At 59.5% G+C, this 24160-nt stretch carries 25 protein-coding genes; 11 read left to right on the forward strand and 14 right to left on the reverse strand.

All coding sequences use genetic code 11. The features are described 5' to 3' along the window. The first annotated feature begins 24 nt into the window (after nucleotides 1–24). The 10 genes from ACR0D6_RS00820 to ACR0D6_RS00865 all read left to right on the forward strand — a co-directional run bounded on the left by ACR0D6_RS00820 (nucleotide 25) and on the right by ACR0D6_RS00865 (nucleotide 9205). Nucleotides 25–579, forward strand: coding sequence for a DUF3305 domain-containing protein (locus ACR0D6_RS00820; RefSeq protein ID WP_480764123.1), 555 nt, complete (start codon nucleotides 25–27; stop codon nucleotides 577–579). Beyond that, nucleotides 576–1154: a DUF3306 domain-containing protein gene (locus ACR0D6_RS00825; protein WP_480764124.1), complete on the forward strand. Its 579-nt coding sequence runs from the start codon at nucleotides 576–578 to the stop codon at nucleotides 1152–1154. The genes ACR0D6_RS00820 and ACR0D6_RS00825 overlap by 4 nt, the downstream gene beginning before the upstream one ends. A 4-nt stretch (nucleotides 1155–1158) precedes the next feature. Beyond that, on the forward strand, nucleotides 1159–1770 hold the full coding sequence (locus tag ACR0D6_RS00830; protein ID WP_170650370.1) for a molecular chaperone TorD family protein: 612 nt from the start codon (nucleotides 1159–1161) through the stop codon (nucleotides 1768–1770). Between the two features lie 62 nt (nucleotides 1771–1832). Further along, nucleotides 1833–2021 carry a twin-arginine translocation signal domain-containing protein gene (locus tag ACR0D6_RS00835; RefSeq protein WP_170650372.1) on the forward strand — a complete coding sequence of 63 codons (189 nt, stop codon included), beginning with the start codon at nucleotides 1833–1835 and terminating at the stop codon, nucleotides 2019–2021. Nucleotides 2022–2125: 104 nt separating this feature from the next. After that, nucleotides 2126–5020: a formate dehydrogenase subunit alpha gene (locus ACR0D6_RS00840; RefSeq protein WP_480726627.1), complete on the forward strand. Its 2895-nt coding sequence runs from the start codon at nucleotides 2126–2128 to the stop codon at nucleotides 5018–5020. An 11-nt stretch (nucleotides 5021–5031) separates the two neighbouring features. Continuing rightward, nucleotides 5032–5625 (forward strand): formate dehydrogenase FDH3 subunit beta, encoded by a 594-nt coding sequence (gene fdh3B, locus ACR0D6_RS00845; protein WP_170650376.1) that lies wholly within the window; start codon nucleotides 5032–5034, stop codon nucleotides 5623–5625. Between the two features lie 123 nt (nucleotides 5626–5748). Beyond that, nucleotides 5749–6930: a formate dehydrogenase subunit gamma gene (locus ACR0D6_RS00850; protein WP_480764125.1), complete on the forward strand. Its 1182-nt coding sequence runs from the start codon at nucleotides 5749–5751 to the stop codon at nucleotides 6928–6930. After that, entirely contained in the window at nucleotides 6931–8193 is a 1263-nt protein-coding gene (locus tag ACR0D6_RS00855; RefSeq protein WP_480764126.1) for a c-type cytochrome, read from the forward strand. 13 nt (nucleotides 8194–8206) lie between these two features. Further along, the gene (locus tag ACR0D6_RS00860) at nucleotides 8207–8332 is read left to right on the forward strand and encodes a hypothetical protein (protein WP_480726633.1); all 126 of its coding nucleotides are present in this window, start codon (nucleotides 8207–8209) and stop codon (nucleotides 8330–8332) included. Continuing rightward, a complete protein-coding gene (locus ACR0D6_RS00865; RefSeq protein WP_480764127.1) occupies nucleotides 8333–9205 on the forward strand; it encodes a substrate-binding domain-containing protein in 873 nt (290 codons plus the stop codon). Nucleotides 9206–9224: 19 nt separating this feature from the next. On the opposite strand, the gene ACR0D6_RS00870 is transcribed toward ACR0D6_RS00865, so the two are convergent. The 10 genes from ACR0D6_RS00870 to ACR0D6_RS00915 all read right to left on the reverse strand — a co-directional run bounded on the left by ACR0D6_RS00870 (nucleotide 9225) and on the right by ACR0D6_RS00915 (nucleotide 18644). Next, on the reverse strand, nucleotides 9225–10040 hold the full coding sequence (locus ACR0D6_RS00870; RefSeq protein WP_480764128.1) for an ABC transporter substrate-binding protein: 816 nt from the start codon (nucleotides 10038–10040) through the stop codon (nucleotides 9225–9227). A gap of 19 nt (nucleotides 10041–10059) precedes the next feature. After that, a complete protein-coding gene (locus tag ACR0D6_RS00875; protein ID WP_480764129.1) occupies nucleotides 10060–10800 on the reverse strand; it encodes an ATP-binding cassette domain-containing protein in 741 nt (246 codons plus the stop codon). Then, nucleotides 10793–11506 (reverse strand): ABC transporter permease, encoded by a 714-nt coding sequence (locus ACR0D6_RS00880; RefSeq protein ID WP_480726641.1) that lies wholly within the window; start codon nucleotides 11504–11506, stop codon nucleotides 10793–10795. Before ACR0D6_RS00880 ends, ACR0D6_RS00875 begins: the two co-directional genes overlap by 8 nt. A 161-nt stretch (nucleotides 11507–11667) precedes the next feature. After that, the gene (locus ACR0D6_RS00885; RefSeq protein ID WP_170650389.1) at nucleotides 11668–12657 is read right to left on the reverse strand and encodes an ABC transporter substrate-binding protein; all 990 of its coding nucleotides are present in this window, start codon (nucleotides 12655–12657) and stop codon (nucleotides 11668–11670) included. Nucleotides 12658–12736: 79 nt separating this feature from the next. After that, complete coding sequence (locus ACR0D6_RS00890) at nucleotides 12737–13582, reverse strand: ABC transporter permease (RefSeq protein ID WP_480764130.1); 846 nt, start codon at nucleotides 13580–13582, stop codon at nucleotides 12737–12739. Beyond that, entirely contained in the window at nucleotides 13579–14511 is a 933-nt protein-coding gene (locus tag ACR0D6_RS00895; protein WP_480449156.1) for an ABC transporter permease, read from the reverse strand. The genes ACR0D6_RS00890 and ACR0D6_RS00895 overlap by 4 nt, the downstream gene beginning before the upstream one ends. Nucleotides 14512–14535: 24 nt before the next feature. Next, nucleotides 14536–15333 carry an ABC transporter ATP-binding protein gene (locus ACR0D6_RS00900; protein WP_170650396.1) on the reverse strand — a complete coding sequence of 266 codons (798 nt, stop codon included), beginning with the start codon at nucleotides 15331–15333 and terminating at the stop codon, nucleotides 14536–14538. Nucleotides 15334–15388: 55 nt separating this feature from the next. Beyond that, a complete protein-coding gene (gene hydA / locus ACR0D6_RS00905; RefSeq protein WP_480449153.1) occupies nucleotides 15389–16843 on the reverse strand; it encodes a dihydropyrimidinase in 1455 nt (484 codons plus the stop codon). Continuing rightward, on the reverse strand, nucleotides 16840–17397 hold the full coding sequence (locus ACR0D6_RS00910) for a hypothetical protein (protein WP_480764131.1): 558 nt from the start codon (nucleotides 17395–17397) through the stop codon (nucleotides 16840–16842). Before ACR0D6_RS00910 ends, hydA begins: the two co-directional genes overlap by 4 nt. After that, the gene (locus ACR0D6_RS00915; protein WP_480449149.1) at nucleotides 17394–18644 is read right to left on the reverse strand and encodes a Zn-dependent hydrolase; all 1251 of its coding nucleotides are present in this window, start codon (nucleotides 18642–18644) and stop codon (nucleotides 17394–17396) included. The genes ACR0D6_RS00910 and ACR0D6_RS00915 overlap by 4 nt, the downstream gene beginning before the upstream one ends. Nucleotides 18645–18814: 170 nt before the next feature. Between ACR0D6_RS00915 and ACR0D6_RS00920 the strand changes: the two genes are divergently transcribed. Beyond that, nucleotides 18815–19423: a TetR family transcriptional regulator C-terminal domain-containing protein gene (locus tag ACR0D6_RS00920; protein WP_480449147.1), complete on the forward strand. Its 609-nt coding sequence runs from the start codon at nucleotides 18815–18817 to the stop codon at nucleotides 19421–19423. A 309-nt stretch (nucleotides 19424–19732) separates the two neighbouring features. On the opposite strand, the gene preA is transcribed toward ACR0D6_RS00920, so the two are convergent. From preA to ACR0D6_RS00940, 4 genes are all read right to left on the reverse strand, one after another. Then, nucleotides 19733–21037 carry an NAD-dependent dihydropyrimidine dehydrogenase subunit PreA gene (preA, locus tag ACR0D6_RS00925; protein ID WP_480764132.1) on the reverse strand — a complete coding sequence of 435 codons (1305 nt, stop codon included), beginning with the start codon at nucleotides 21035–21037 and terminating at the stop codon, nucleotides 19733–19735. A 17-nt stretch (nucleotides 21038–21054) separates the two neighbouring features. Further along, complete coding sequence (locus ACR0D6_RS00930) at nucleotides 21055–21891, reverse strand: methyltransferase domain-containing protein (protein ID WP_170650405.1); 837 nt, start codon at nucleotides 21889–21891, stop codon at nucleotides 21055–21057. A 45-nt stretch (nucleotides 21892–21936) separates the two neighbouring features. Continuing rightward, a complete protein-coding gene (locus ACR0D6_RS00935) occupies nucleotides 21937–23271 on the reverse strand; it encodes an NAD(P)-dependent oxidoreductase (RefSeq protein WP_480764133.1) in 1335 nt (444 codons plus the stop codon). A gap of 162 nt (nucleotides 23272–23433) precedes the next feature. Then, entirely contained in the window at nucleotides 23434–24066 is a 633-nt protein-coding gene (locus tag ACR0D6_RS00940) for a cupin domain-containing protein (RefSeq protein WP_480764134.1), read from the reverse strand. Nucleotides 24067–24160 lie beyond the last annotated feature (94 nt).

The following is a 24160-nucleotide window of genomic DNA, read 5'->3' on the forward strand; positions in this document are numbered from 1 at the left end:
GGAGAGCCTTCTGGGGAGGACCGCGTGGCCAAGGCCGCAATCCACATTGAAATGCCGTTGGGAGTCGTCGTGCGCAAAACGCCCGGCGTGACCCGCTGGGCAAAATGGAACTGGCGCGCGGTGGCGGTGCTGCCCGGTGCCGGACCTGCGGACTGGGTCGAGTTGCGGCGCGAGGGTGACGCGATCGAATACCATGCGGCCACCCTGCCCCTGACCTTGTGGGCCGCCGAGACCGAAGCCTACATGGCGAACCTCGCCGATGGGCAACCTTCGATATATCTGGTGCTGCGCAATGAACCTGACGGGGACCGTCCGCTGACGGCAGCGCTGGTCACGGCCTCTCCGTTCGAGGGTCAGGACTATGCGGATACGGGCGAAGAGATAGTCGAGAAGGTTCCGATGACCGAGGGGCTTATTGCCTGGATTCGGGATTTCACGCTGCAGCACCACCGCGAGGATGTGTTCGTCAAACGCCGCCGTGACAAGAAGCGGGTGGATCTGGTCGAGGACGGCCGGGGCGATGCGCGCATCCGGCAGGACTCGGACGTTTACCGCTCGCCGCGGAGGGTCGTCCAATGACTCAGGCCCGCGATTTCTGGTCCCGCCGCAAAGCTGCCGTTCAGGCGGAAACCGAGGCTGAGGGCGCCGCGGCAGAAGCGCAGGCCATCGCTGAAAAACACGCTGAGTTGGAAGAAAAGCCGGACGCCGAAATTCTGGCCGAGTTCAACCTGCCCGATCCGGATCACCTGCAACCCGGAGATGATGTATCCGGGTTCATGGCCAAAGCGGTGCCGGATCGTCTGCGTCGCCGTGCACTGCGCCGGTTGTGGCGCCTGAACCCGGTATTGGCCAATGTGGACGGGCTGGTCGATTACGGCGAGGATTATACCGATGCGGCCTGCGTGATCGAGAACATCCCGACCGCCTATCAGGTCGGCAAGGGAATGCTGGCGCATGTCCAGGCGCTTGCGGCAGCTGACGAGGAAAGCCCGGAAGTCGAGGATGTGCCCGAAGCGGTTGAAGCCGACGATCAGCCAGAGCTGGTTGAAGAAACGGTGCAGGCCGAGGTGCAAATCTTCGAAACGGCAGAGGTGGAGGAGACGCAAGTGTCCCCACCCGCCCCGCGCCGCATGAAGTTCGAGTTTGAAGGATGACCCAATGACCACAAACAACGCGCAAAATCTGGATATCTCGGCTGAGGATCGCCTGCGCGCTGATTTCTACAACTTTCTGGGCCTCTTGCTGTCCGGCCCACCCGATCAGATGCTTCTGGACCAGATGGCCGGGCTGAGTGGAGACGAGACCGAGTTGGGACAGGCCATTCAGGCCATGTCACGGGTTGCCAGAGTGACCAAGCCCGCAGCCGCCGAACGAGAGTTCAACGCCCTGTTCATCGGTTTGGGACGCGGTGAGTTGCTGCCTTATGCCAGTTTCTATCTGACCGGCTTTCTGAATGAGAAACCGCTGGCGCAACTGCGCAACGATATGGCCGCGCGCGGCATTACGCGGGCACCCAACGTATTCGAACCCGAAGACAATATCGCCTCGCTGATGGAGGTCATGGCGGGGATGATCATCGGCCGGTTTGGGCCGCCTGCCCCGCTGGACGATCAAAAGACGTTCTGGAACAGGCATATCAGCCCTTGGGCCGGGCATTTCTATTCGGATTTGGAAGCTGCCGAAAACTCGGTTCTCTATGCATCCGTCGGCACTGCCGGTCGGACTTTTATGGAGATCGAGCGGGAGGCCTTCCGGATGACGGCAGCGTGATCCGCTGCCACTCGCCAGCGTCCGACCGGGCGCTAAATCGCAAATGGGAAAGGAGGAGTCCCATGAGCAAGACCAAGGAAACCGGCGCAACCCGCCGTGACTTCCTGAAACTGGCCGGAACCGCAGCACCCGCTGCCGTCGCCGCAGCCAGCCTGAGCGGTGAAGCGGAGGCGGCTGAACTGCCCGTCGACGAGACCCGCATTCAGGACACCGCGCATACCCGCGCCTATGTCGAAAGCACCCGGTTCTAGGATCGGACGCCTTCACCCCGACTGACGGTTGCGATTGGCCCTGATGTCGGCACGAGAAGTACCAAGCCAGCCATGGCTCACATGGCGCGCAAGGGAGGAAACCAATGCTTAGGAAAAAGACCAACGGGGTTGCGAGACGCCCCCAGCGGACAAGTATCCTGTCCCAGATCGGCGAGAAAACCGTCGATCGCCGCGCATTTCTGCGTGGCTCGGGCCTGACGATCGGCGGCCTTGCCGCGATCAGCGCCACGGGTGGAACCGTGACGCCAGCCAGCGCCCAGACAGCGGCCAATCGGGCCGTTGAGAACGTGAAATCCGTCTGCACCCATTGTTCTGTCGGCTGTACAGTGATTGCCGAAGTGCAAAATGGCGTCTGGATCGGGCAGGAACCCGGTTGGGACAGCCCGTTCAATTTAGGTGCACATTGCGCCAAGGGGGCCTCGGTTCGCGAGCACGCCCATGGCGAACGCCGCCTGAAATATCCGATGAAAAAGGAAGGCGGCGAGTGGAAGCGCATCAGCTGGGAAGAGGCGATCAACGAGATCGGCGACGGCATGATGCAGATCCGCGAGGAAAGCGGGCCGGACAGCGTCTACTGGCTGGGCTCGGCCAAGCATAACAACGAACAGGCCTATCTGTTCCGCAAGTTCGCCGCCTACTGGGGCACGAACAACGTGGATCATCAGGCCCGTATCTGCCACTCGACCACCGTTGCGGGCGTTGCGAATACATGGGGCTACGGCGCCATGACCAATTCCTACAATGACATCCATAATTCCAAGGCGATATTCATCATCGGCGGCAACCCGGCCGAGGCGCACCCCGTCTCGCTGCTGCATGTTCTGCGCGCGAAAGAGCAGAACAATGCGCCGCTGATCGTCTGCGACCCGCGCTTTACACGCACCGCGGCACATGCGGATGAATATGTCCGGTTCCGTCCGGGCACTGATGTCGGTCTGATCTGGGGTATCCTGTGGCACATCTTCGACAACGGCTGGGAGGACAAAGAGTTCATCCGCACCCGTGTCTGGGGCATGGATCAGATCCGCGAAGAGGTCGCCAACTGGACGCCCGAAGAAACCGAGCGTGTCACCGGCGTGCCCGGGTCGCAGCTACGCCGCGTTGCGCGAACCATGGCCAATAACCGTCCCGGTACGGTGATCTGGTGCATGGGTGGAACCCAGCACACCAACGGCAACAACAACACCCGCGCCTATTGCGTGCTGCAGCTTGCGCTTGGCAACATGGGCACATCGGGTGGCGGTACCAACATCTTCCGCGGCCATGACAACGTTCAGGGCGCGACGGACCTTGGTGTTCTGTCCCACACCTTGCCCGGGTATTACGGCCTGAGCGCCGCCGCCTGGGGCCATTGGTCCCGCGTCTGGGGCGAAGATGTCGAATGGCTGAAGGGTCAGTTCGCCTCGATCAAGGACAAGGAGGGCAAGGACAAACCGCTGATGAACGAACGCGGTATCCCGGTCTCGCGCTGGATCGACGGTGTTCTGGAAGACCCGGCCAACATGGATCAGGACAACAACGTCCGCGCCATGGTTCTGTGGGGCCACGCGCCCAATTCACAGACACGCGGGCCGGAAATGAAGACGGCGATGGAAAAGCTGGACATGCTGGTCGTAATCGACCCGTATCCCACTGTTTCCGCCGTGCTACATGACCGAACCGATGGCGTCTATCTGCTGCCTGCCTGTACGCAGTTCGAAACCCGTGGTTCGGTCACGGCCTCGAACCGCTCGTTGCAGTGGCGGGATCGCATTGTCGAGCCGCTGTTCGAAAGCCTGCCGGATGAGGTCATCATGGCCAAGTTCGCCAACAAGTTCGGCTGGGCTGACCGGTTCTTCCGCAATATCGAGATGGAGGACGCCGAGACCCCGAATGTTGAAAGCATCACGCGTGAGTTCAACTCGGGCCTCTGGACCATCGGTTACACCGGGCAATCGCCAGAGCGGATCAAAAGCCACATGGCCAACCAGCATACGTTCGACAGAACCACGCTGCAGGCCATCGGCGGTCCGAATGACGGCGAATACTACGGTTTGCCATGGCCCTGCTGGGGTACGGCAGAGATGGGTCATCCCGGTACGCCGAACCTCTATGACATGTCCAAGCCGGTGGCCGAAGGCGGCCTGACCTTCCGCGCCCGCTTTGGCGTGGAACGGGACGGTCAGAACCTGCTGGCCGAAGGTGTCTATAGCGCCGGATCGGAGATTCAGGATGGATATCCCGAATTCACGATGCAGATGCTGATGGACCTTGGCTGGGACGGCGACCTGACGGCTGAAGAGCGAGCCGCAATCGACGCCGTGGCCGCTGAGAAGACCAACTGGAAAACCGACCTGTCAGGCGGAATCCAGCGTGTTGCGATTGCCCATGGCTGTGCGCCGTTTGGCAATGCCAAGGCCCGGACGGTCGTCTGGACCTTCCCGGACCCGATCCCGATCCATCGCGAGCCGCTCTATACCAATCGGCGCGATCTGGTCGAGGATTATCCCACGTACGAGGACCGTCAGGCCTATCGCCTGCCTACCCTGTATGCTTCGATCCAAAAGAACGACTTTTCAAAGGATTATCCTATAATCCTCACGTCAGGTCGTCTGGTCGAGTATGAGGGCGGCGGCGAGGAAACCCGGTCGAACCCGTGGCTGGCCGAGTTGCAGCAGGACATGTTCGTCGAGATCAATCCACGCGACGCCAACAACCTTGGCATTCGCGACGGAAGCCAGGTCTGGGTCGAAGGTCCCGAAGGCGGCAAGGTCAAGGTGATGGCGATGCTGACCGAAAGGGTCGGTGCCGGGGTGGCCTTTATGCCGTTCCATTTCGGCGGCCACTTCCAGGGTGAGGATCTGCGGCACAAATACCCGAAAGGGGCCGATCCTTATGTGTTGGGCGAAAGCTCGAACACCGCCCAGACCTATGGCTATGATTCAGTGACCCAGATGCAGGAGAGCAAGTGTACTCTCTGCAAGATCTGGGCAGCGTAAGGAGGACGACAATGGCTAGAGCGAAGTTTCTCTGCGACGCTGAACGCTGCATCGAATGCAATGCCTGCGTGACCGCGTGCAAGAACGAGCACGAGGTGCCCTGGGGTATCAATCGCCGCAGGGTGGTGACGATCAATGACGGCAAACCGGGTGAACGATCGATCTCGGTGGCCTGCATGCATTGCTCGGACGCGCCCTGTATGGCGGTATGCCCAGTGGATTGCTTTTATCAGACCGAGGATGGTGTGGTTTTGCACTCCAAGGACCTGTGCATCGGATGCGGTTATTGCTTTTACGCGTGCCCGTTCGGTGCGCCGCAATATCCGCAGGCGGGCAATTTCGGATCGCGTGGCAAGATGGACAAGTGTACCTTCTGCGCCGGCGGCCCCGAAGAAACCCATTCAACCGCCGAGTTCGCCAAATACGGTCGCAACCGGATTGCCGAAGGCAAGCTGCCGCTATGTGCCGAGATGTGCTCGACCAAGGCGCTGCTGGCCGGTGACGGCGATGTGGTGTCCGCCGTTTACCGCGAACGCGTCGTGGCGCGCGGATTTGGCTCGGGCGCCTGGGGTTGGGGCACCGCCTACGACCAAAAAGGCGGCTGATCCTCTTTGATCGCTGGCAGGGGCGCGGTGTTGCGTGCCCCTGCCGCAGGAGAGTTTTCGACGAAAATTCTTGGTCCCGCTTGATCGCGGGATGAATTCCCACAATCCGTCGAAGAGGGTGCCATGCCGTTTCTGCGACTTTTGATCTGTCTTTTTTGCCTGTCCCTGCCCGCCTTTGCACAGGAGGCGCCCCAGCGCCCGGAAACCGGAGGCGCGACAACGCTGGAGGATATTCTGGCCCGCCAGCGCGGCGAAAAAGTCGACAACACTTATCGTTCAGACAATACCGGACAGGGCAATGCCGAGGGTCTGATCGGACAGCTTGGAACCCGCGGCGTAGCCTCGGACAGCGATGTCTACCGAGCGCTGCGATATGGGTCGGCTGATGTCACGGTTTCTTCCCGCGGGCCTGCTTCGGGCGTCGTCATTCAGGACGGCGGCATGTGGTGGCTGACCTTTCGCACCGGGCCATTGCGGGAGTACGGGACATACATTCTGGGCGGGATGCTGGTTGTATTACTGCTGTTCTTCCTGATCCGGGGCCGTATTCGCATCGAGGGCGACAGAACCGGGCGCACCGTCACCCGGTTCTCAGGGTTCGAGCGGTTTGGCCACTGGCTGTTTGCCGGGTCGTTTCTGGTTCTGGGTGTCACAGGCCTGCTAACGCTGTATGGCCGCGACTTCCTGATTCCGGTCTTTGGCAAAGAAGGTTTTGCGGTTGTGGCGCAGGCCTGCAAATGGCTGCACAACAACATCGCCTGGGCCTTCATGCTGGGGCTGGTGATCGTCACATTGAACTGGATCGCGCATAACCTGCCCGACCGCACCGATCTGAAATGGCTGGCCGCTGGTGGCGGATTGTTCACCAAGGGCAGCCACCCGCCCGCAAAGAAATTCAACGCAGGGCAAAAGGTCATCTTTTGGCTGTGCATCCTGCTGGGCGTGTCGATCAGCCTGTCAGGGCTGTCGCTGCTGTTCCCGTTCGAAATGCCGCTGTTTGCCAAAACCTTCTCGATCGCCAACGCGACCGGGTTGCCGCAGGCAGTCGGCCTGAGCCTGCCCGAACAGATGTCGCCGCAGGAAGAGATGCATTATGCCCAGATCTGGCACGTCATGGTGGCCTATGCCTTCATCGCGATCATTCTGGCGCATATCTATCTGGGCTCGATCGGAATGGAGGGCGCGTTCGACGCCATGGGCACCGGTGAAGTCGAAGAGCAATGGGCGCGGGAACATCATTCGCTGTGGCTTGAAGATGTACAGGCGGAAGAGGCCAAGGACGGCGCGGCCTCGCCAGCGGAATAGATGCGCGCGCTGATTCTGGCCTTTGCCTTGCTGCCGCTTCCGGGCGCGGCAGAGTTCTTTACGCTGAAAGGCCATGGCGGCCCGATCATGGGAATTGCGACCGCACCGGACGGTCGGATTGCGACGGCCAGTTTCGACAATTCTATCGGCGTTTGGTCGGGGCGCAGGCCGGAATGGTTGGAGGGGCACGAGGCCGCGGTGACCAGCGTCGCCTTTAACGGCACTGCAATTTATTCGGCGGGTGACGACTTTACCCTTCGGCGCTGGCCCGGCGGGCATATCGTTGGTCGGCACAAAGGCAAGATCGTGGGCATCGCCGCCTCAAAAACCCATGTCGCGACGGCCAGTTGGGATGGCACAATCGGTATATGGCCGGTAGATGGTTCGGAACCGCAAATGCTGGGCCCGACCGGCAGCGGGGTGAACGCGGTGGAGTTTTCACCCGATGGGTCCGTTCTGTATTCTGCGGGCATGGACGGGGCGCTGCGCGTCTGGGACCTGACCAGCGGTCAGGAAACCGAGCGACTGGTCGAGCATGGATTTGGCATCAACGAACTGGCCCTGAACGCCCAGGACGGCTGGATCGCCTATGGCGCGGTGGACGGGGTAACGCGCGTATTCGATCTGGAAACCGGCGAGGAACGCGATTTCACGCTGGAGCGCCGCCCCATTCTGGCCCTCGCCCTCAGCCCAGACCGGCGATTACTGGCGGTTGGGGACGGCGAAGGGTTCATCATGGTGATCGACACGATGGACTGGCGCATCGCACATGATTTCCGTGCCACCTTGCGCGGCCCGGTCTGGGCCTTGGCATTTTCGGCGGATGGGCTGAACATTCACGCGGGCGGAATTGATGAGGCGATGTATAGCTGGCCGGTTGCCTCGCTGGGTGAACACGACCAGATGGCGGGTTCCGAGCCCGAATTTCTGAAAAACCCCGGTGAAATGGACAATGGCGAGCGGCAATTCGCGCGGAAATGTTCAATCTGTCACAGCCTGACACCGGACGGGCAACGCCGCGCCGGTCCGACCCTGTACGGAGTTTTCGGACGCCGGGCTGGTACGCTTGATGAATATTTATACTCGGACACGCTGCAAGACTCTGATATCGTTTGGAATGACGAAACGATTAATGCTCTGTTCGATCAGGGGCCGGATCACTACATTCCGGGGTCCAAGATGCCAATGCAACGGATCACGGGCCCACAGGACCGCGCCGATCTGATCGCCTTTCTGCGCCGCGCCACGGCAACAAAGGACTGAGCCGGAGGAACAGATGAAAGCCTTTCTTGCAGCCGTCGCAGCGATGATCGTCATCACTGCTGCTGCGCCGTTCACGCTGGACCGGCTGGGGCCAACCTCGGCTGATGCAAGCGCGGGTTCTGCGGTGCGTCTCGACTGAATGTCCGAGTATCTGACCACCCGTGAACTGGCCGACCTGCTGCGCATCGGCGAGCGCAAAGCCTACGATCTGGCCTCGTCGGGCGAGGTTCCCTGTGTTCGCGCCATGGGTAAACTGCTGTTCCCGCGCGCCGAGGTAATCGCATGGCTGAATGCATCCCGATCCGGCCCCGAGGTGGCGGAACCGCCCCTGCCCCCGATTGTTGCAGGCAGCCATGATCCCTTGCTGGACTGGGCCCTGCGGGAAAGCGGATCGGGACTGGCCACCTATTACGACGGATCGTTTGACGGGCTGACCCGCCTTGCGGATCGGGCCGCACAGGCCGCCGCCCTGCATATCCACGAGGAAAACGGGTTCAACACGCAATCCCTGCGGGACACGCTGGGCGAAGCGCCGGTTGTTCTGTACGAAATCGCCTGCCGCCAGCGTGGGCTGTTGCTGGCCCCCGGGGTCACAGGCATTTCCGGTTTTGAGGATCTCAAGGGGCGGCGCGTGATGCTTCGTCAGGACAGCGCGGCCAGTCAGCGCCTGTTTGACGAGCAACTTGTAGCGCACGGTTTGACACGAGACGATCTGGAACCGTTGCCTGCGTGTGCGCGAACCGAAGAGGAACTGGCCATCGCCCTGCATGATGGCAAGGCCGAAGCCGGCTTTGGTCTGGGCGCCCTTGCCGGTCTGTACGGGCTGGGCTTTGCCGCAACGCATGAGGAACGGTTTGATCTGGCCATCTGGCGCAGGGCCTTTTTTGACGAGCCGATGCAAAAGCTGATCCGGTTCCTGCAAAGCAGTCGGTTTGCGGACCGCGCTGCCGAACTGGGCGGTTATGACATTTCGTCATTGGGCCGCATCCACCACAACGGGGCCAGCGGCTAGAAACACCGCTGGGGCGAATTCAGTTGGCGTTCGGAAAGAACAACTGCTCGCCTTCAAGCGTGTAGGATGCAATCGCGGCCTGCCCATGCTCACCCGTCAGCCAGTCGATGAACCGCTGGCCCGCCGCCGCACGAACACCGGGGTGTTTTTCGGGGTTCACCAGAATGACGCCATACTGGTTGAACAGCCTCGGGTCGCCTTCGACCAGCACCTCAAGGTCGCCCCGATTGCCGAAGGACAGCCATGTCGCGCGGTCCGTCAGTGCATACGCACCCATTCCGCTGGCGATGTTCAGCGTGGCCCCCATGCCCGATCCGGTTTCACGGTACCAATCGCCTGATGCATCTGCGACATCAACCCCTGCCGCGTCCCAATGGCTTAGCTCGGCCTTATGCGTACCGCTGTCGTCCCCACGCGAAGCAAACGGTGCTTGGGCACGCGAAATCGCGGTCAGCGCCGCGACGATATCCGCGCTGTCTTTTACCTGCGCCGGATCGGATTTCGGGCCAACAAGCACGAAATCATTGTACATGACATCGAGCCGTTCCACGCCCCAGCCATCGGCCACGAATTTCTCTTCGTCTGGTTTGGCATGTACCAGCAGAACGTCTCCGTCACCGTTTACCGCGTTCCTAATGGCCTGACCTGTGCCAACCGCGACCACGCGCACGTCGATGCCCGTCTCGGCCTCGAACCCCGGAAGGATATGGTCAAACAATCCGGAATTCTGGGTCGAGGTGGTGGATTGCACGATGATGAACGGCTCTTCTGCGCTGACGGACCCTGCGGTCAGGCCAAGCGCAATCAATCCTACGCGGATCAGATTTCCGATCATTCCGGATTCTCCTGCTCACTTACAGCTCAGTCACCAGCCCACCGGCCAGATAGCGGCGCGCGGCAGTGCTTTCGGGGGCGTCCAGCACCTGCTTTGTTGCGCCATGTTCAACGACATGCCCGCCATGCATCATTACAACATCCGCCGCAAGTCTGCGTGCCTGTCCGATGTCATGGGTGACCATCACGATCCGCACACCGCGCGTCGAAGCGCGCATGATCATGCGCTCGATTTGCTGGGTGGCCGTCGGATCAAGGGCGCTGGTGGGTTCGTCCAGAAACAGAATTTCGGGATCGGATGCCAGCGCACGCAGAATCGCAAGCCTCTGCGCCTCGCCGCCCGAAAGCGAGCGCGCGGCCTGCCGGGCCTTGCCACTCAGCCCGCCCTCTTGCAGCAGATCGGCGATACGCTGTTTTCGGACAGCACGCGTCAGTTGCTGTCGCTTGAGAACAAAGTCCAGATTGGCCGCAACGGAACGGCGCAAAAGAACGGGTTGCTGAAACACCATCGCCTGTCGCGCCTTTTGCTCGGCCCGCAGCGGCTTTTCATCCTGCAGCACCCGCCCCTGATCCGGCAGGATCAACCCATGCAGGCAACGAAGCAACAGGCTTTTGCCCGCTCCGTTGGGGCCAAGGATCAGGGTGGGTCCGGGCCCGTCCAGCACAAGCCCCGGCACGTCCAGCAACGTGTTGCCGTTTCGGCCAATACGCAGGTTCTGGACCTTCAGACCACTCAGCATATCAGGGGCCAGATCACGCATGCCGCAGCCCTTCCTGTTCCGCCCGCAGGCCGAGGAAACTGACCAGCGCGTTCACTGCAACCGCGATGCCGATCAGAATGGCACCCAGCGCAAGCGCAAGCGCCAGATTGCCCTTGGACGTCTCAAGCGCGATGGATGTGGTCATGACGCGCGTCACGTGGTTGATATTGCCGCCGACGATGATCACCGCGCCGACCTCGGCGATGGCGCGGCCAAATCCGGCCAGCAAAGCCGTGATCAGCGCCAGCCGTGCATCCCACAGCAACACCGGCACGGATGCCAGCCGGGATACGCCCATCGAGCGAAGCTGCTCCGAATATTCCTCGGCCAGCATTTCGATCACCTGACGCGTCAGGGCGGCCACGATCGGCGTGACCAGAACCACCTGAGCGATGATCATGGCGGTAGGCGTGTACAGCAATTGCAGCACACCCAGCGGCCCGGAACGCGAGAGCATCAGATAGACCGTGAGGCCCACAACGACGGGCGGCAGCCCCATCAGAGCATTCATCAACACGATAAGGGCGCGCCGCCCGGGGAAACGCGAAACCGCCAGCGCGGCCCCGACAGGCATCCCGATCAGCGCCGAAATCAGCACCGCAAAGACGGAAACGCGCAGAGAAAGCAGAACGATAGCCCACAGTTCGGCATCCCCTTCCAGGATCAGAGAGGCCGCTTGACTGAATTCTGATGCAAAATTCTGCATTACTTACCACATCTGGTTGGCAACGGGATTAAATGCGCGTTATTTCACAGTAATACTAGGTCATTCCTTGCCGCGATCAAACGCCAAAACCGGCAAGTGCTACGAAAAACGCGGCCCCGTTGGGACCGCGTTGCCGACATCCGTCGTTTCGCTTTGGTGACTTAGTTCAGAGCCGCATCCGTGATCTGATGTGTCCAGGCACCTTCAGGCTGACTGGTGATGACTGGATCGGAACCGCCGGCCAGCAGAGTGTTCACCGTACGCTCGAAATCCGCCGGGTCCAGCGCACCGTTCGACCCTGCGGTCAGCTTGGCGATCTCACCCATCATGCGCTTTTGATGTGTCTCGGTCTGGGCACCGGTCTCGTCATTGTCGAGAACGATCAGCGCGGCCTCATCCGGGTTTTCTTCGGCGTATTTCCAGCCCTTCATCGAGGCGCGAACGAAACGCTCCATCTTGTCCGCAAATGCCGGATCGCTCAGGTTCTCTTCAAGCACATAGAGGCCGTCCTCAAGTGTCGCGACGCCCTGATCTTCGTATTTGAAGGTCACGAGGTCATCTGGATTCACGCCTGCGTCGATGACCTGCCAATATTCGTTGTAGGTCATGGTGCTGATGCAATCGGCCTGACGCTGCAGCAGCGGATCGACGTTAAAGCCCTGCTTGAGAACTTCGACACCACTCTCGCCCTTGCCGTCGGTTGAAATGCCCAGCTGGCTCATCCAGCTCATGAACGGAAATTCATTGCCGAAGAACCAGACACCCAAAGTGCGGTTTTTGAGATCCTCGGGCGAGGCGATGCCCGCGTCTTTCCAGCAGGTCAGCATCATGCCCGAGCTTTTGAATGGTTGGGCGATATTGACCAGCGGCAGCCCCTTTTCGCGCGCAGCCAGCGCGGCGGGCATCCATTCGACCGTGACATCCGCACCGCCCCCGGCGATCACCTGCGTCGGTGCGATATCGGGGCCACCCGGCAGGATCGTGACGTCCAGCCCCTCTTCCTCATAGAACCCTTTGTCCTTGGCAACGTAATATCCGGCGAACTGGGCCTGCGTGACCCATTTCAGCTGCAGATTGACCTCGTCAGCGGCCAATGCGGCACCGGCTGCCAGTGTGAAGGCCGCAGTCACCCCACTAAGTAGCTTTTTCATCTGTCTTTTCTCCTTGTTGAAACTTCGCCCCCTTTTTGATGCGGGGGTCTTGTCGGTTAATGTCTTGGCTCGGTTCCTCTTATCTTCGTTGTGACGGGTGCCAGAATGTCACCGCCTTTTCGATCCAGGCAACACCGCTATAGAACACCGTTCCTGCCATTGCCGCCACTACGATTTCGGCCCAGACCAGATCGATATCCAGACTGCCGACACCGGTTGAAATGCGGAAACCCATGCCACGCGTGGGTGATCCGAAATATTCGGCAACAATCGCGCCGATCAGCGCCAGCGTGGTTGCGATCTTGAGACCATTGAATACGAATGGCATCGCAGCGGGCAGGCGCAGTTTGAGCAACGTCTGCCAGTATCCGGCCGCATAGGTTCGCATCAGATCGCGCTGCATAGCGTCGGTTTCACGCAGGCCCTGCACCGTGTTCACGAGTATCGGGAAAAACACCATTACCACGACCACGGCCGCTTTTGAGTGCCAGTCAAACCCGAACCAGCTGACCAGGATCGGCGCGATGCCGACAATGGGCAGGGCCGCCACGAAATTGCCGATCGGCAGCAGCCCGCGTGTCAGGAAGGACGAGCGGTCGATGGCGATCGAACAGGCAAAGGCCGCGGCGCTGCCGATGACAAAACCGGTAAGTGCACCTTTGAACACGGTCTGGCGGAAGTCCTCCCAAAGCGTGGCGGTCGAATTGAAGAACTCTTCGGCCACGTCAGAAGGCGGTGGCAGGATGACCGGCGAGACATCAAGCCCCCGCACCAGACCTTCCCACAACACCAAAAGGGTGACGCCGAACAGAACCGGGACCAGAACGCGCACGCCCCGCGTCTTGTTCCACTTGGAAATCGCCAGACGATAGTTGGCCCACCAGGCCAGCCCCCAAAAGAGCAATGCAAGGGATAACCAGGTCATGTGTTCATCCCCATTCGCTTAAGGGCCACGCGCTGCAGGATATCCAGCAGCGTCACCAACAGACCGGCCAGTATTGCGGCTGCCAACAAGGCGGCCCAGATGGCCAGTGGCGTACCGAACTGATCCCCGATCAGAATGCGCGCGCCCAACCCCGAGATGGCCCCAGTCGGAAGCTCACCCACAATCGTCCCCACCAGCGCCGCCGCGATACCGATCTTGAGCGACGTGAACAGGTAGGGCATCGACGAAGGTAAACGCAGCTTGAAGAACCCCTGCGCCCCTGACGCGTTATAGGTTTTAAGCAGGTCCAGCTGAGATGCGGATGGTGAGCGCAGGCCTTTGACCATGCCCACCAGCACCGGGAAATAGCACAGATAGGCCGAGATGATTGCCTTGGGCACGCCCCGCCCTTCGATCCCGACCTGTGAGCTGACCACGATGATCATTGGCGCCAGCGCCACGATGGGCACGGTCTGACTTATGATCGCCCACGGCATCAGGCTCATGTCGACAACACGCGAATAGACGATTGCCACCGCCGCCGCGATGCCCAGCGTGGTGCCCAGCAGGAACCCCCAAAGCGTCGACTGCAAGGTGATGCCGGCGTGATAGATCAATGAGCGTTTCGACAGCGCGCGTCCACGCAGCGCCATCTCACCGGTGGTTTTCCACAACTCCTGACCGACCTGCCCCGGCGTCGGCAGCCGCGGACGATCCAGCGCATAGCCTTTGGAGATGTGTGACGGATTGACCGCCATCAGGTACCAGACCGAGGTGTTTTGCCGGACGCGCGAGGTTTCGGGTGTCACGACTTCACCGGATCGCTGGGCCTGATCCAGTGCCACGCGGATATTCATGGGCGCAACGGCGGCATACCAGATGGCGACAATGGCGGCGAGAACCGCCAGTATAGGCAACAGGTTCTTCATGCGGCGCCCTCTTTCACGGCGATATCAATCGTCATAGGCATGCCCCGCTCTTAGTCCTTCGCGCACGCGGTGGGCGATTTCCAAAAATTCGGGCGTGTCGCGAATGTCCAGCGGGCGTTCCTTTGGCAAGGGGCTTTCGATCACGTCGGTGATCCGCCCAGGGCGCGGGCTCATCACCACGATCTTTGTGCTGAGATACACCGCCTCGGGGATCGAGTGCGTGACAAAGCCGATGGTCTTGTCCGTGCGCGACCAAAGCTGCAACAACTGTTCGTTCAGGTGATCGCGCACGATCTCGTCCAGTGCGCCGAAGGGTTCGTCCATCAGCAGGATGTCGGCATCAAAGGCCAAGGCGCGCGCGATCGACGCACGCTGCTGCATTCCCCCCGAAAGCTGCCATGGAAACTTTCCGCCAAACCCTTCAAGATCAACAAGTTCTAGAACCTTATTAACGCGATCTTCCTGCTGATCGCGAGAGTAACCCATGATCTCAAGCGGCAGTTTTATGTTCTTGGCGATTGTCCGCCAAGGGTAAAGTCCCGCCGCCTGAAACACATAGCCATAAGCCCTGTTCCGCCGCGCCTCGTCCGGGGTCATGCCATTGACACTCAGCGTGCCGCCGGTTGGATTTTCCAATGCCGCGATGCATCGCAGAAAGGTGGTTTTGCCACAGCCCGACGGGCCGATGAAACTGACGAAGTCGCCCTTGTCGATCGTCAGGTTCACATCGTTGAGTGCGTGGACCGGCCCGTCATTGGTCTGAAACACCAGATCCAACTGCCTTGCCTCGATAACGGGCTGGGTATTGCTTTCAGTGTCCATTCTATTGCCTTGAAAAGAGATCGTTGAGAGCTGCCGAACCGGCAGCTCCAGAGGTTTACACGCCGGTTGCCGGAATACCGCTCCGCTCGACCGGTCTGGGCGCCGTCAGCTCTTTCCAGGTGCTCAGCGCCTTGTTCACGGTCGTGTTCGCCTCACGCGCGACAAAGTTTCCGTGGCCTTCCTGTGTACGGATCTCACCATCGTGCACGGCCACCTGTCCACGGGTCAGAGTAAAGCGCGGAAGGCCCTTGACCTCTTTGCCTTCAAACACGTTGTAATCGATTGAAGATTGCTGCGTAGACGCCTGAATAGTCTTGGATTTCTCCGGATCCCAGACAACCAGGTCCGCATCCGCCCCAACCAGAACCGCGCCCTTCTTGGGATAACAGTTCAGAACCTTGGCGATATTGGTCGAAGTCACGGCCACGAACTCATTCGGCGTCAGGCGCCCCGTGCTGACGCCATGCGTCCACAGCATCGGCATCCGGTCTTCCAGCCCACCGGTCCCGTTCGGGATCTTGGTGAAGTCGCCGACGCCATAGCGCTTTTGCTCGGTCGTAAAGGCGCAGTGATCGGTTGCCACAACCGACAGCGATCCGGATTGCAGCCCGGCCCACAGGCTGTCCTGATGCTTTTTGTCCCGGAACGGCGGAGACATCACGCGCCGCGCGGCATGGTCCCAATCGGCGTTGAAATACTCGCTTTCATCCAGTGTCAGGTGCTGAATCAGCGGCTCGCCCCAGACCCGTTTTCCCTGCATCCGTGCCCGGCGAATGGCTTCGTGGCTTTCTTCGCAGGACGTATGCACCACATAGAGCGGCACACCCGCCATGTCAGCGATCATGATGGCCCGGTTTGTGGCCTCGCCCTCAACCTGTGGCGGTCGGGAATAGGCATGCGCCTCGGGGCCGGTATTTCCCTCGGCCAGCAGTTTGGCGGAAAGTTCGGCAACCACATCGCCGTTCTCGGCATGGACCATGGCGATCCCGCCAAGCTCGGCCAGACGCTGGAACGAGGCATACATCTCGTCATCATTCACCATCAGCGCGCCCTTATAGGCCATGAAGTGCTTGAAGGTGTTGATGCCACGCTGTTCGATCACGGTTTTCATGTCATCGAACACCTGCTCGCCCCACCAGGTCACCGCCATGTGGAACGAGTAGTCGCAATTGGCACGCGTAGATTTGTTGTCCCAGCGTTTCAGCGCATCCAGTAGGCTTTCGCCCGGATTGGGCAGCGCAAAGTCGACCACCATTGTGGTTCCGCCGGACAGAGCAGCCCGCGTTCCGCTTTCGAAGTCATCACTGGAATATGTCCCCATAAACGGCATCTCCAGATGCGTATGCGGGTCGATGCCACCGGGCATGACGTAGCACCCGGTTGCATCGAGCTCCTTGTCGCCTTTCAAATCAGGACCGATTTCCGTGATTACGCCCGCTTCGATCTTTACGTCGGCCTTGTACGTCAGATCGGCAGTAACGATGGTTCCATTTTTGATCACTGTGGTCATGAGCTGGCTCCGTTCGGATTTGTTTTATTTATATGTTCTGTACCTTTAGCGGGCGTAGTTCTCGCTAAATCAAGTTTCAGTTGGGCGATTTCGACTGCAAGTTTTTCATTCTCCAGCTGGGACCTCTTGGAGTCCCGGAGAAAGAGCATAATCGCAATCACTGTCGAACTGAGTGAACCAACCACGGCCGCAATGGCGCTAAACAGTTTGACCCATTCAGAGGCGTCCCCGATCGAGCCGGTTGGGAGGTCTGTGACCAGCGCGAGCGCCTCCTGAATGAACACGTCCAGTTCCTGAACGGCGATCAAACGTTCACCCGGTGTTTCGGCATTTTTCGCCCTGTCGAGCATATCGAAGACGTCATTCTCAACAAGGAACAGCTCGATTAGCTGCGCATCACGTTCCTGATAGAATTCGACACTGAGATTAGCGTCTTTGAGCTCTTGCTGCATTGATCGATACCGATCAACGAGAAAGTAAACAGCAAGCAGGCCCAGCAATATTGCAAAGCTGGCAAACAGGATTGACCCTTTTGAGAGGCGATCCGGTTTCACCCCACTATCTCCGCGGTTTCGACGACCGCGTGAAACAGAACATCAGCCCCGGCGGCCGCCCATTCCTTGCTTATTTCCTCGGCCTCGTTGTGGCTCAGGCCATCCACGCAGGGACACATCACCATCGCCGTCGGGGCAACACGGTTGATCCAGCAGGCATCGTGGCCCGCGCCCGAAATGATGTCCGTATGCGAATAACCCAGCCTTTCCGCCGCATTACGCACCGCCGTTACGCAGTTTTCATCGAAGTCGACCGGATCGAAACCGCCGACCTTTTCGAATTCAACGGACAGCCCCATTTCGTCGACGATGTCTTGGGCCGCAACGCGCAGGCGGGCCTCCATATCCTTGATCACCTCCAGATCGGGTGAGCGGAAATCGACGGTGAAAACCACCTTGCCCGGGATCACGTTACGTGAATTGGGAAAGACATCGATATGCCCTGCGGCTCCGACGGCGTGGGGAGCGTGGGACCAGGCGATCTCATCCACTTTTTCCAGCACCCGTGCCATCGCCAGACCCGCGTTCTTGCGCATCGGCATCGGAGTCGATCCGGTATGGGCGTCCTTGCCGGTAATCGTCACCTGCGTCCAGCTCAGCCCCTGACCATGCGTGACGACGCCGATGTCCTTTTCCTCGGCCTCGAGAATGGGTCCCTGTTCGATGTGCAGCTCGAAAAACGCGTGCATCTTTCGGGCACCGACCTCTTCTTCGCCACGCCAGCCGATCCGTTGCAATTCGTCACCGAATTTCTTTCCCTCGGCATCTTCACGATCATAGGCCCAGTCCTGCGTATGCATTCCCGCAAACACACCCGAGGCCAACATCGCCGGGGCAAAGCGCGTCCCCTCTTCGTTGGTCCAGTTTGTCGCAACGATGGGATGTTTAGTCTTGATACCCAGATCGTTCAGGGTGCGAATGATCTCGAGCCCGCCCAGAACCCCCAGAACCCCATCATACTTTCCGCCCGTAGGCTGCGTATCCAAATGCGAGCCGACATAGACAGGCAGCGCATCGGGGTCGGTTCCTTCGCGCCGGGCAAACATGTTGCCCATCTGATCCAGACCCATGGTGCAGCCTGCATCCTCGCACCATTTCTGAAACAGGGCGCGTCCTTCGGCATCTTCGTCGGTCACGGTCTGGCGGTTGTTACCACCCGCGATACCCGGCCCGATCGTGGCCATCTCCATCAGACTGTCCCACAACCGGTCACCATTGATTCTGAGATTCTGCGCCGGAGCTGCCATGTGTTTTCCCCTGTTGCTTGCGAATTGGCTCGCTTTTGGTGTCGTGATTTGACCATCTGGTCAAACTCACGCTATCACGGGTTCAACATCAGTCAAGAAATTGCATGGCACAGCCGGAAATTTCGGCATAATTGCCCCCTGATTGGCAGAAAAAGAGACAACCGAAGAACATGCCCAAGGATCGCGCACCGACCCGCATTCAGAAAAAGAACCGCGCCGCCATTCTGGAGGCAGCATTGAATGTCTTTTCGGCGCATGGATTTCGCGGGGCAACGGTAGATCAGATTGCAGCCGAATCCGGTCTGAGCAAACCCAACCTGCTGTACTACTTCCCGTCGAAAGAGGCGATTCACACCGCGCTGCTTTCCGGCTTGCTGGATACATGGCTGGCACCGCTGCACGATCTGAACGAAAACGGCGATCCGCTTGAAGAGATCCTATCCTACACGCGCCGCAAACTTGAGATGAGCCGTGAACTGCCGCGCGAAAGCCGGTTGTTTGCCAACGAACTTGTTCAGGGCGCACCGCGTATTCATCAGGCCCTTTCAGAGGATCTGAAAAGGCTTGTCGACGACAAGACCAAAATTCTGACCCGTTGGATGGATCAGGGTAAAATCGCGCGGGTTCACCCCTATCATCTGGTGTTTTCCATCTGGGCGCTGACCCAGCACTATGCCGATTTCGACGTTCAGGTGCGTGCAATTCTGGGCGAAGAAGACCCGTTTGAGGGGGCCGAACCCTTTATCGATACGGTGTATCGCAAACTTCTGGCGCCTTAAGCATCGCTTAACCACAATCAGGCAGCTTTTGCCTATGATTGTAACCAGACCCGAACCTGAGCCATGGATTGCCCAACTCTTTTCAACCAAATCCGCGCAACGGGGTGCCGTCGTGCGCCGATCGGTGGCGTGGGTTGAACGTGAAGTCGGACATGACCGCTTCAAATCAGAAGTAAAGCGGCGCGGATTTCATTTGATCCGCACCGCCTACCAATACATCGTCACTTGCCACAACGGGCCGGTGGATTTTCTGTTCTGAGAAAATTCGTCGAATTTCCCGATTTAGATTTTTCGACGAAAATTCTCTGCCTATTCTGCCGCCTTCGCCATCGGGTTGTTGGGATGGGTCGTCCAGTTGGCGTATTCTTCCTGAACAACTTTTCCGGTGCGCGGATCAACTTCGCCCGCTGCCATCGGCACCATCGAGATGCAGTTTTCGACAGGACAGACATCGACGCAAAGGTTACAGGCCACGCATTCTTCGTCTATCACCTCGAACACACGGTCGGGTGACATCGAAATGGCCTGATGGCTGGTATCTTCGCACGCCGCATAGCAACGGCCACATTTGATGCACTGATCCTGATCGATCTTGGCTTTGGCGACGTAATTCAGGTTCAGGTACTGCCAGTCGGTTACGTTGGGAACAGCGCGGCCGACGATCTCGGAGACGTTCGTGTAGCCCTTTTCGTCCATCCATCTGGACAATCCGGCCGTCAGTTCATCGATGATCTTGAACCCATAGGTCATCGCGGCGGTACACACCTGAACTGTCCCGCAGCCCAGCGACATGAATTCTGCCGCGTCGCGCCATGTTGTAACCCCGCCGATCCCCGAAATCGGAAGCCCGTGCGTTTCGGAGTTGCGCGCAATTTCCGAGACCATCGACAAAGCAATCGGTTTGACCGCCGGTCCGCAATAGCCACCGTGACTGCCCTTGCCATCAATCGACGGTTCGGGGCTGAAGGTATCCAGATTAACACTGGTGATCGAGTTGATCGTGTTGATCAGCGAGACCGCATCAGCGCCACCGTTTCTGGCCGCCGTTGCCGGTTTGCGAATATCGGTGATGTTCGGCGTCAGCTTCACGATCACCGGCTTGTCGTAATACTGCTTGCACCAGCGGGTGACCATTTCGATATATTCCGGCACCTGCCCCACGGCACTGCCCATTCCACGCTCGCTCATCCCGTGGGGACAGCCGAAGTTCAGCTCGATCCCGTCGGCTCCGGTTTCGGCCACACGCGGCAAGATTGCTTTCCATGCCCCTTCTTCGCAAGGCACCATGATCGACGCGATCAGCGCCCGATCGGGATAATCCGCCTTGACCCGGGCCATTTCTTCAAGATTGACCTCAAGGGGGCGATCCGTGATCAATTCGATGTTATTGAGGCCAAGCAGGCGGCGGTCTGCACCATAAATCGCGCCATAGCGCGGCCCGTTCACGTTGACGACCGGCGGGCCTTCCTCACCCAGAGTTTTCCAGACCACCCCGCCCCATCCGGCCTCGAACGCGCGGCGCACATTGTATTCCTTGTCCGTTGGCGGTGCCGATGCCAGCCAGAATGGGTTTGGACTGGAAATTCCAAGAAAGTCTGTCGTCAGATTGGCCATGGGTCCTCCTTACCGGCTCAGCCGGATTTCCTGAATATCATCTCTGTCGGGCGAATGCGCCCGGCGTGTATGTTCTCGACGTAGTTGCCGAACTTTTCCGGTGCGGTTTCACCCATCATCAGGTGAATCCCCAAAGGCGGGGGGCCGCTTTCGGCAATGCGGGCAAAGGCCTCTTCGAAGAACGCGGTTGCGAATTCGGTCCGGTCGGTTTCCGCGATCAGATCCAGCCCTGCTGCAGCTGCCGCGTTCTTGTAGGTGTCAGGCGCGTCAACAAAGGACGTTTCCGGGGCAGTTGACCAAGGCAACGGAAACTTCAGCGCCTCGTCAACGCTGCCGCCCATCACATCGAAAACCGCAAAGGTCCCCCCAGTGGCAAGAACCCTTGCAACCTCGGCAAACAGCCCTGCCTTGTCTTGGATGTTCATGCCGACATGCAGCATGACCGCCAGATCGAAACCGAAATCCGGCACCGGCATATCCAATGCGCTGCCGACCAGAAACGTCGTCTTGTGACCCAGCCCGACCAGATCACTCAACTCCGTAGCGGTTTCCACAAATTCCGGCGTCAGATCGATGCCGGTTACCGTGGAATCGTAGTGGTCCGCGACATAACGCGATGTACCGCCGATCCCGCACCCCACGTCCAGCACACGAGTGGCGTGATTTGGCGACAGTTGCGCGAACAGGTGGTCCGTCGCCGCAACGCCACCGGTGTGGAATTCATCCCCGGCCTTCAGATCAGCCGCCGTGGCAGCATCGGGATCGACGCCGCTGGCTTGCAGCGCCTCTCTTACTCTTTGGGTCAGGGCACCGGTCGTGTAGTGGCGCGCAACTGCGTTTTCGATCGTGGACATTTGCAATACCTCAGCGACAAAAATGGGGTGGAATACCCCAATCTATCACGAAATCAGCGTCGCATGGATGTCCATTGCAGCATCCCGCCCTTCAGCGACGGCTGTCACGGTCAGGTCGTCGCCGCCTGCCGCGCAATCGCCACCAGCCCAGACGCCATCCATCGAGGTTCGCCCCGGCCCGGTTACAGCGATCTTGTTGCCGTCCAACGTCAGACCGTCCGGCGCGCCCTCCAGGGTCTGACCGATAGCCTTGAGAACCTGATCGGCGCGCACCCGCGTGGTTTCACCGGTTCCCGACAGCTTGCCGTCGACGGTTGCAGTATACTCCAGCTCGATCTCAGCCGCAGTGCCATTGCCGTGAACTGCAACGGGTTGCACGTTGCACATGATCTTGACGCCATTGGCTGCCGCAAGATCCTGTTCATATCGGCTGGCACCCATTGCGTCGCGGTCGCGGCGGTAGGCGATGGTCACGTTTTCCGCGCCCAAAAGCTTCGATTTCACTGCTGCGTCCACCGCAGTCATGCCACCGCCGATGATCACGACATTGCGCCCTACCGGCAGGTTTGCCAGATCGTCCGCTTGCCGCACTTCGGCAATGAAATCGACCGCGTGATGCACGCCGTCCTTGTCCGCTCCTTCGGCGCGCAGAGCATTTACGCCTGCCAGACCGATGGACAAAAACACCGCGTCATACGCATCCTGCAGCCCGTCCAAAGAAATCGTATCGCCAAGCGATGACCCGGTTTCGATCGCGATGCCGCCGATCTGCAGCAGCCAGTCGACCTCGGCCTGGGCAAAGTTGTTCGTCGCCTTGTAAGCAGCAATGCCGTATTCGTTCAGACCGCCAGGTTTCGGCCGGGATTCGTGGATAACCACATCATGGCCAAACATCGCCAAACGGTGCGCACAAGCCAGACCGGCCGGCCCTGCCCCGACAACCGCAACGGTTTTGCCGGTGGGGGCTGCGCGGTCAAACGGATGTTCGCCCGCTGTCATCACGCTATCAGTTGCAAACCGCTGAAGCCGGCCAATCTCGACCGGTTTGCCTTCGGCGGTTTCGCGAACGCAGGCTTCCTCGCAGAGCGTTTCCGTGGGACAAACCCGGGCGCACATGCCGCCCAAGATGTTCTGATCCAGAATGGTCTTGCCCGCCGCTTCGGGCTGTCCCGCCTGAATCTGTCGGATGAACACCGGAATATCGATGTCCGTCGGACACGCCGTGACACATGGCGCGTCATAGCAGAAATAACACCGATCAGCAGCCACTGCCGCCTCGTGCGGCGCAAATGGCGGATGCAGATCCGCGAAATTCGAGGTCAGCTCATCGCTGGAAAGCCGCCCGGCCACGACGCCGGGAGCCATCTGGCCCTGTGCCATCACTCTACTCCCTGTAGATATGTTTGTTATGGCCCCAGCTTGCCACAAACAAAAATTTTATCAATTGGTAAAATTTGCCAAATGGTCAAAAAATGCAAAATCCGGGCCGCGAGACCCGGATTTGGCGGATTATTGCTAGAAATTTATGCAGGTCTGAGGAAATCAGACCAATTCTTTCAGATGATCCAGTTTCATCCAGACTCTGGCGCCCTCAGGTCCGGCAGTGGCATTCAGCGATGATCCCGGCGGCAGGCGCAGCCAGTCCCATCCCCCGAACTCTTCACCCGACTCGACAAAACTACCGTCAACGACAAAGATCTCGGCTCCGCCCGGCAGGTCGTGGGAAACCTGTTCACCCGCGGCCCAGGTGCGAACCTGCACATCCTCGCGCTGATCCTTGAACAACTGGGTCTCCTGACCCTGACCGATTGACTTGCGAACCTCGGTCCGGTCCTCAGGGTCAAACTGATGAAGCTTCACCAGAATGGTCGCTCCTTCCTGCGCGGAAGGCGTGTGCGAGGTTGTCGGAGGGTTGCGGACATAACTGCCAACAGGGAAATCCCCGGTTTCGTCCTGAAACACACCGTCGAGAACCAGAAATTCCTCACCACCGTCATGGGTGTGGGCCGCAAAGGCGCTTCCGGGCGCAAAGCGCACAATCGTCGTGGCGCGCGCCACTTCGTCGCCGATCCGGTCCAGCATCTTGCGTTCGACCCCTGCTGCGGGGGACTGAACCCAATCGGCATCGTTGAAATGCACCGCTACTCGTTTCGTGAAGTCAGCATTGATAAGCATCCGCGTTCTCCTGATCAGAGTGTTTCCGTAGAATTGGCCCCTGCCCCGCAAATTGCAAACAGGTTCACGAAAACGTGGGGTTCCTGACTGAACG

The organism is Ruegeria sp. BJ6, from assembly GCF_056537885.1.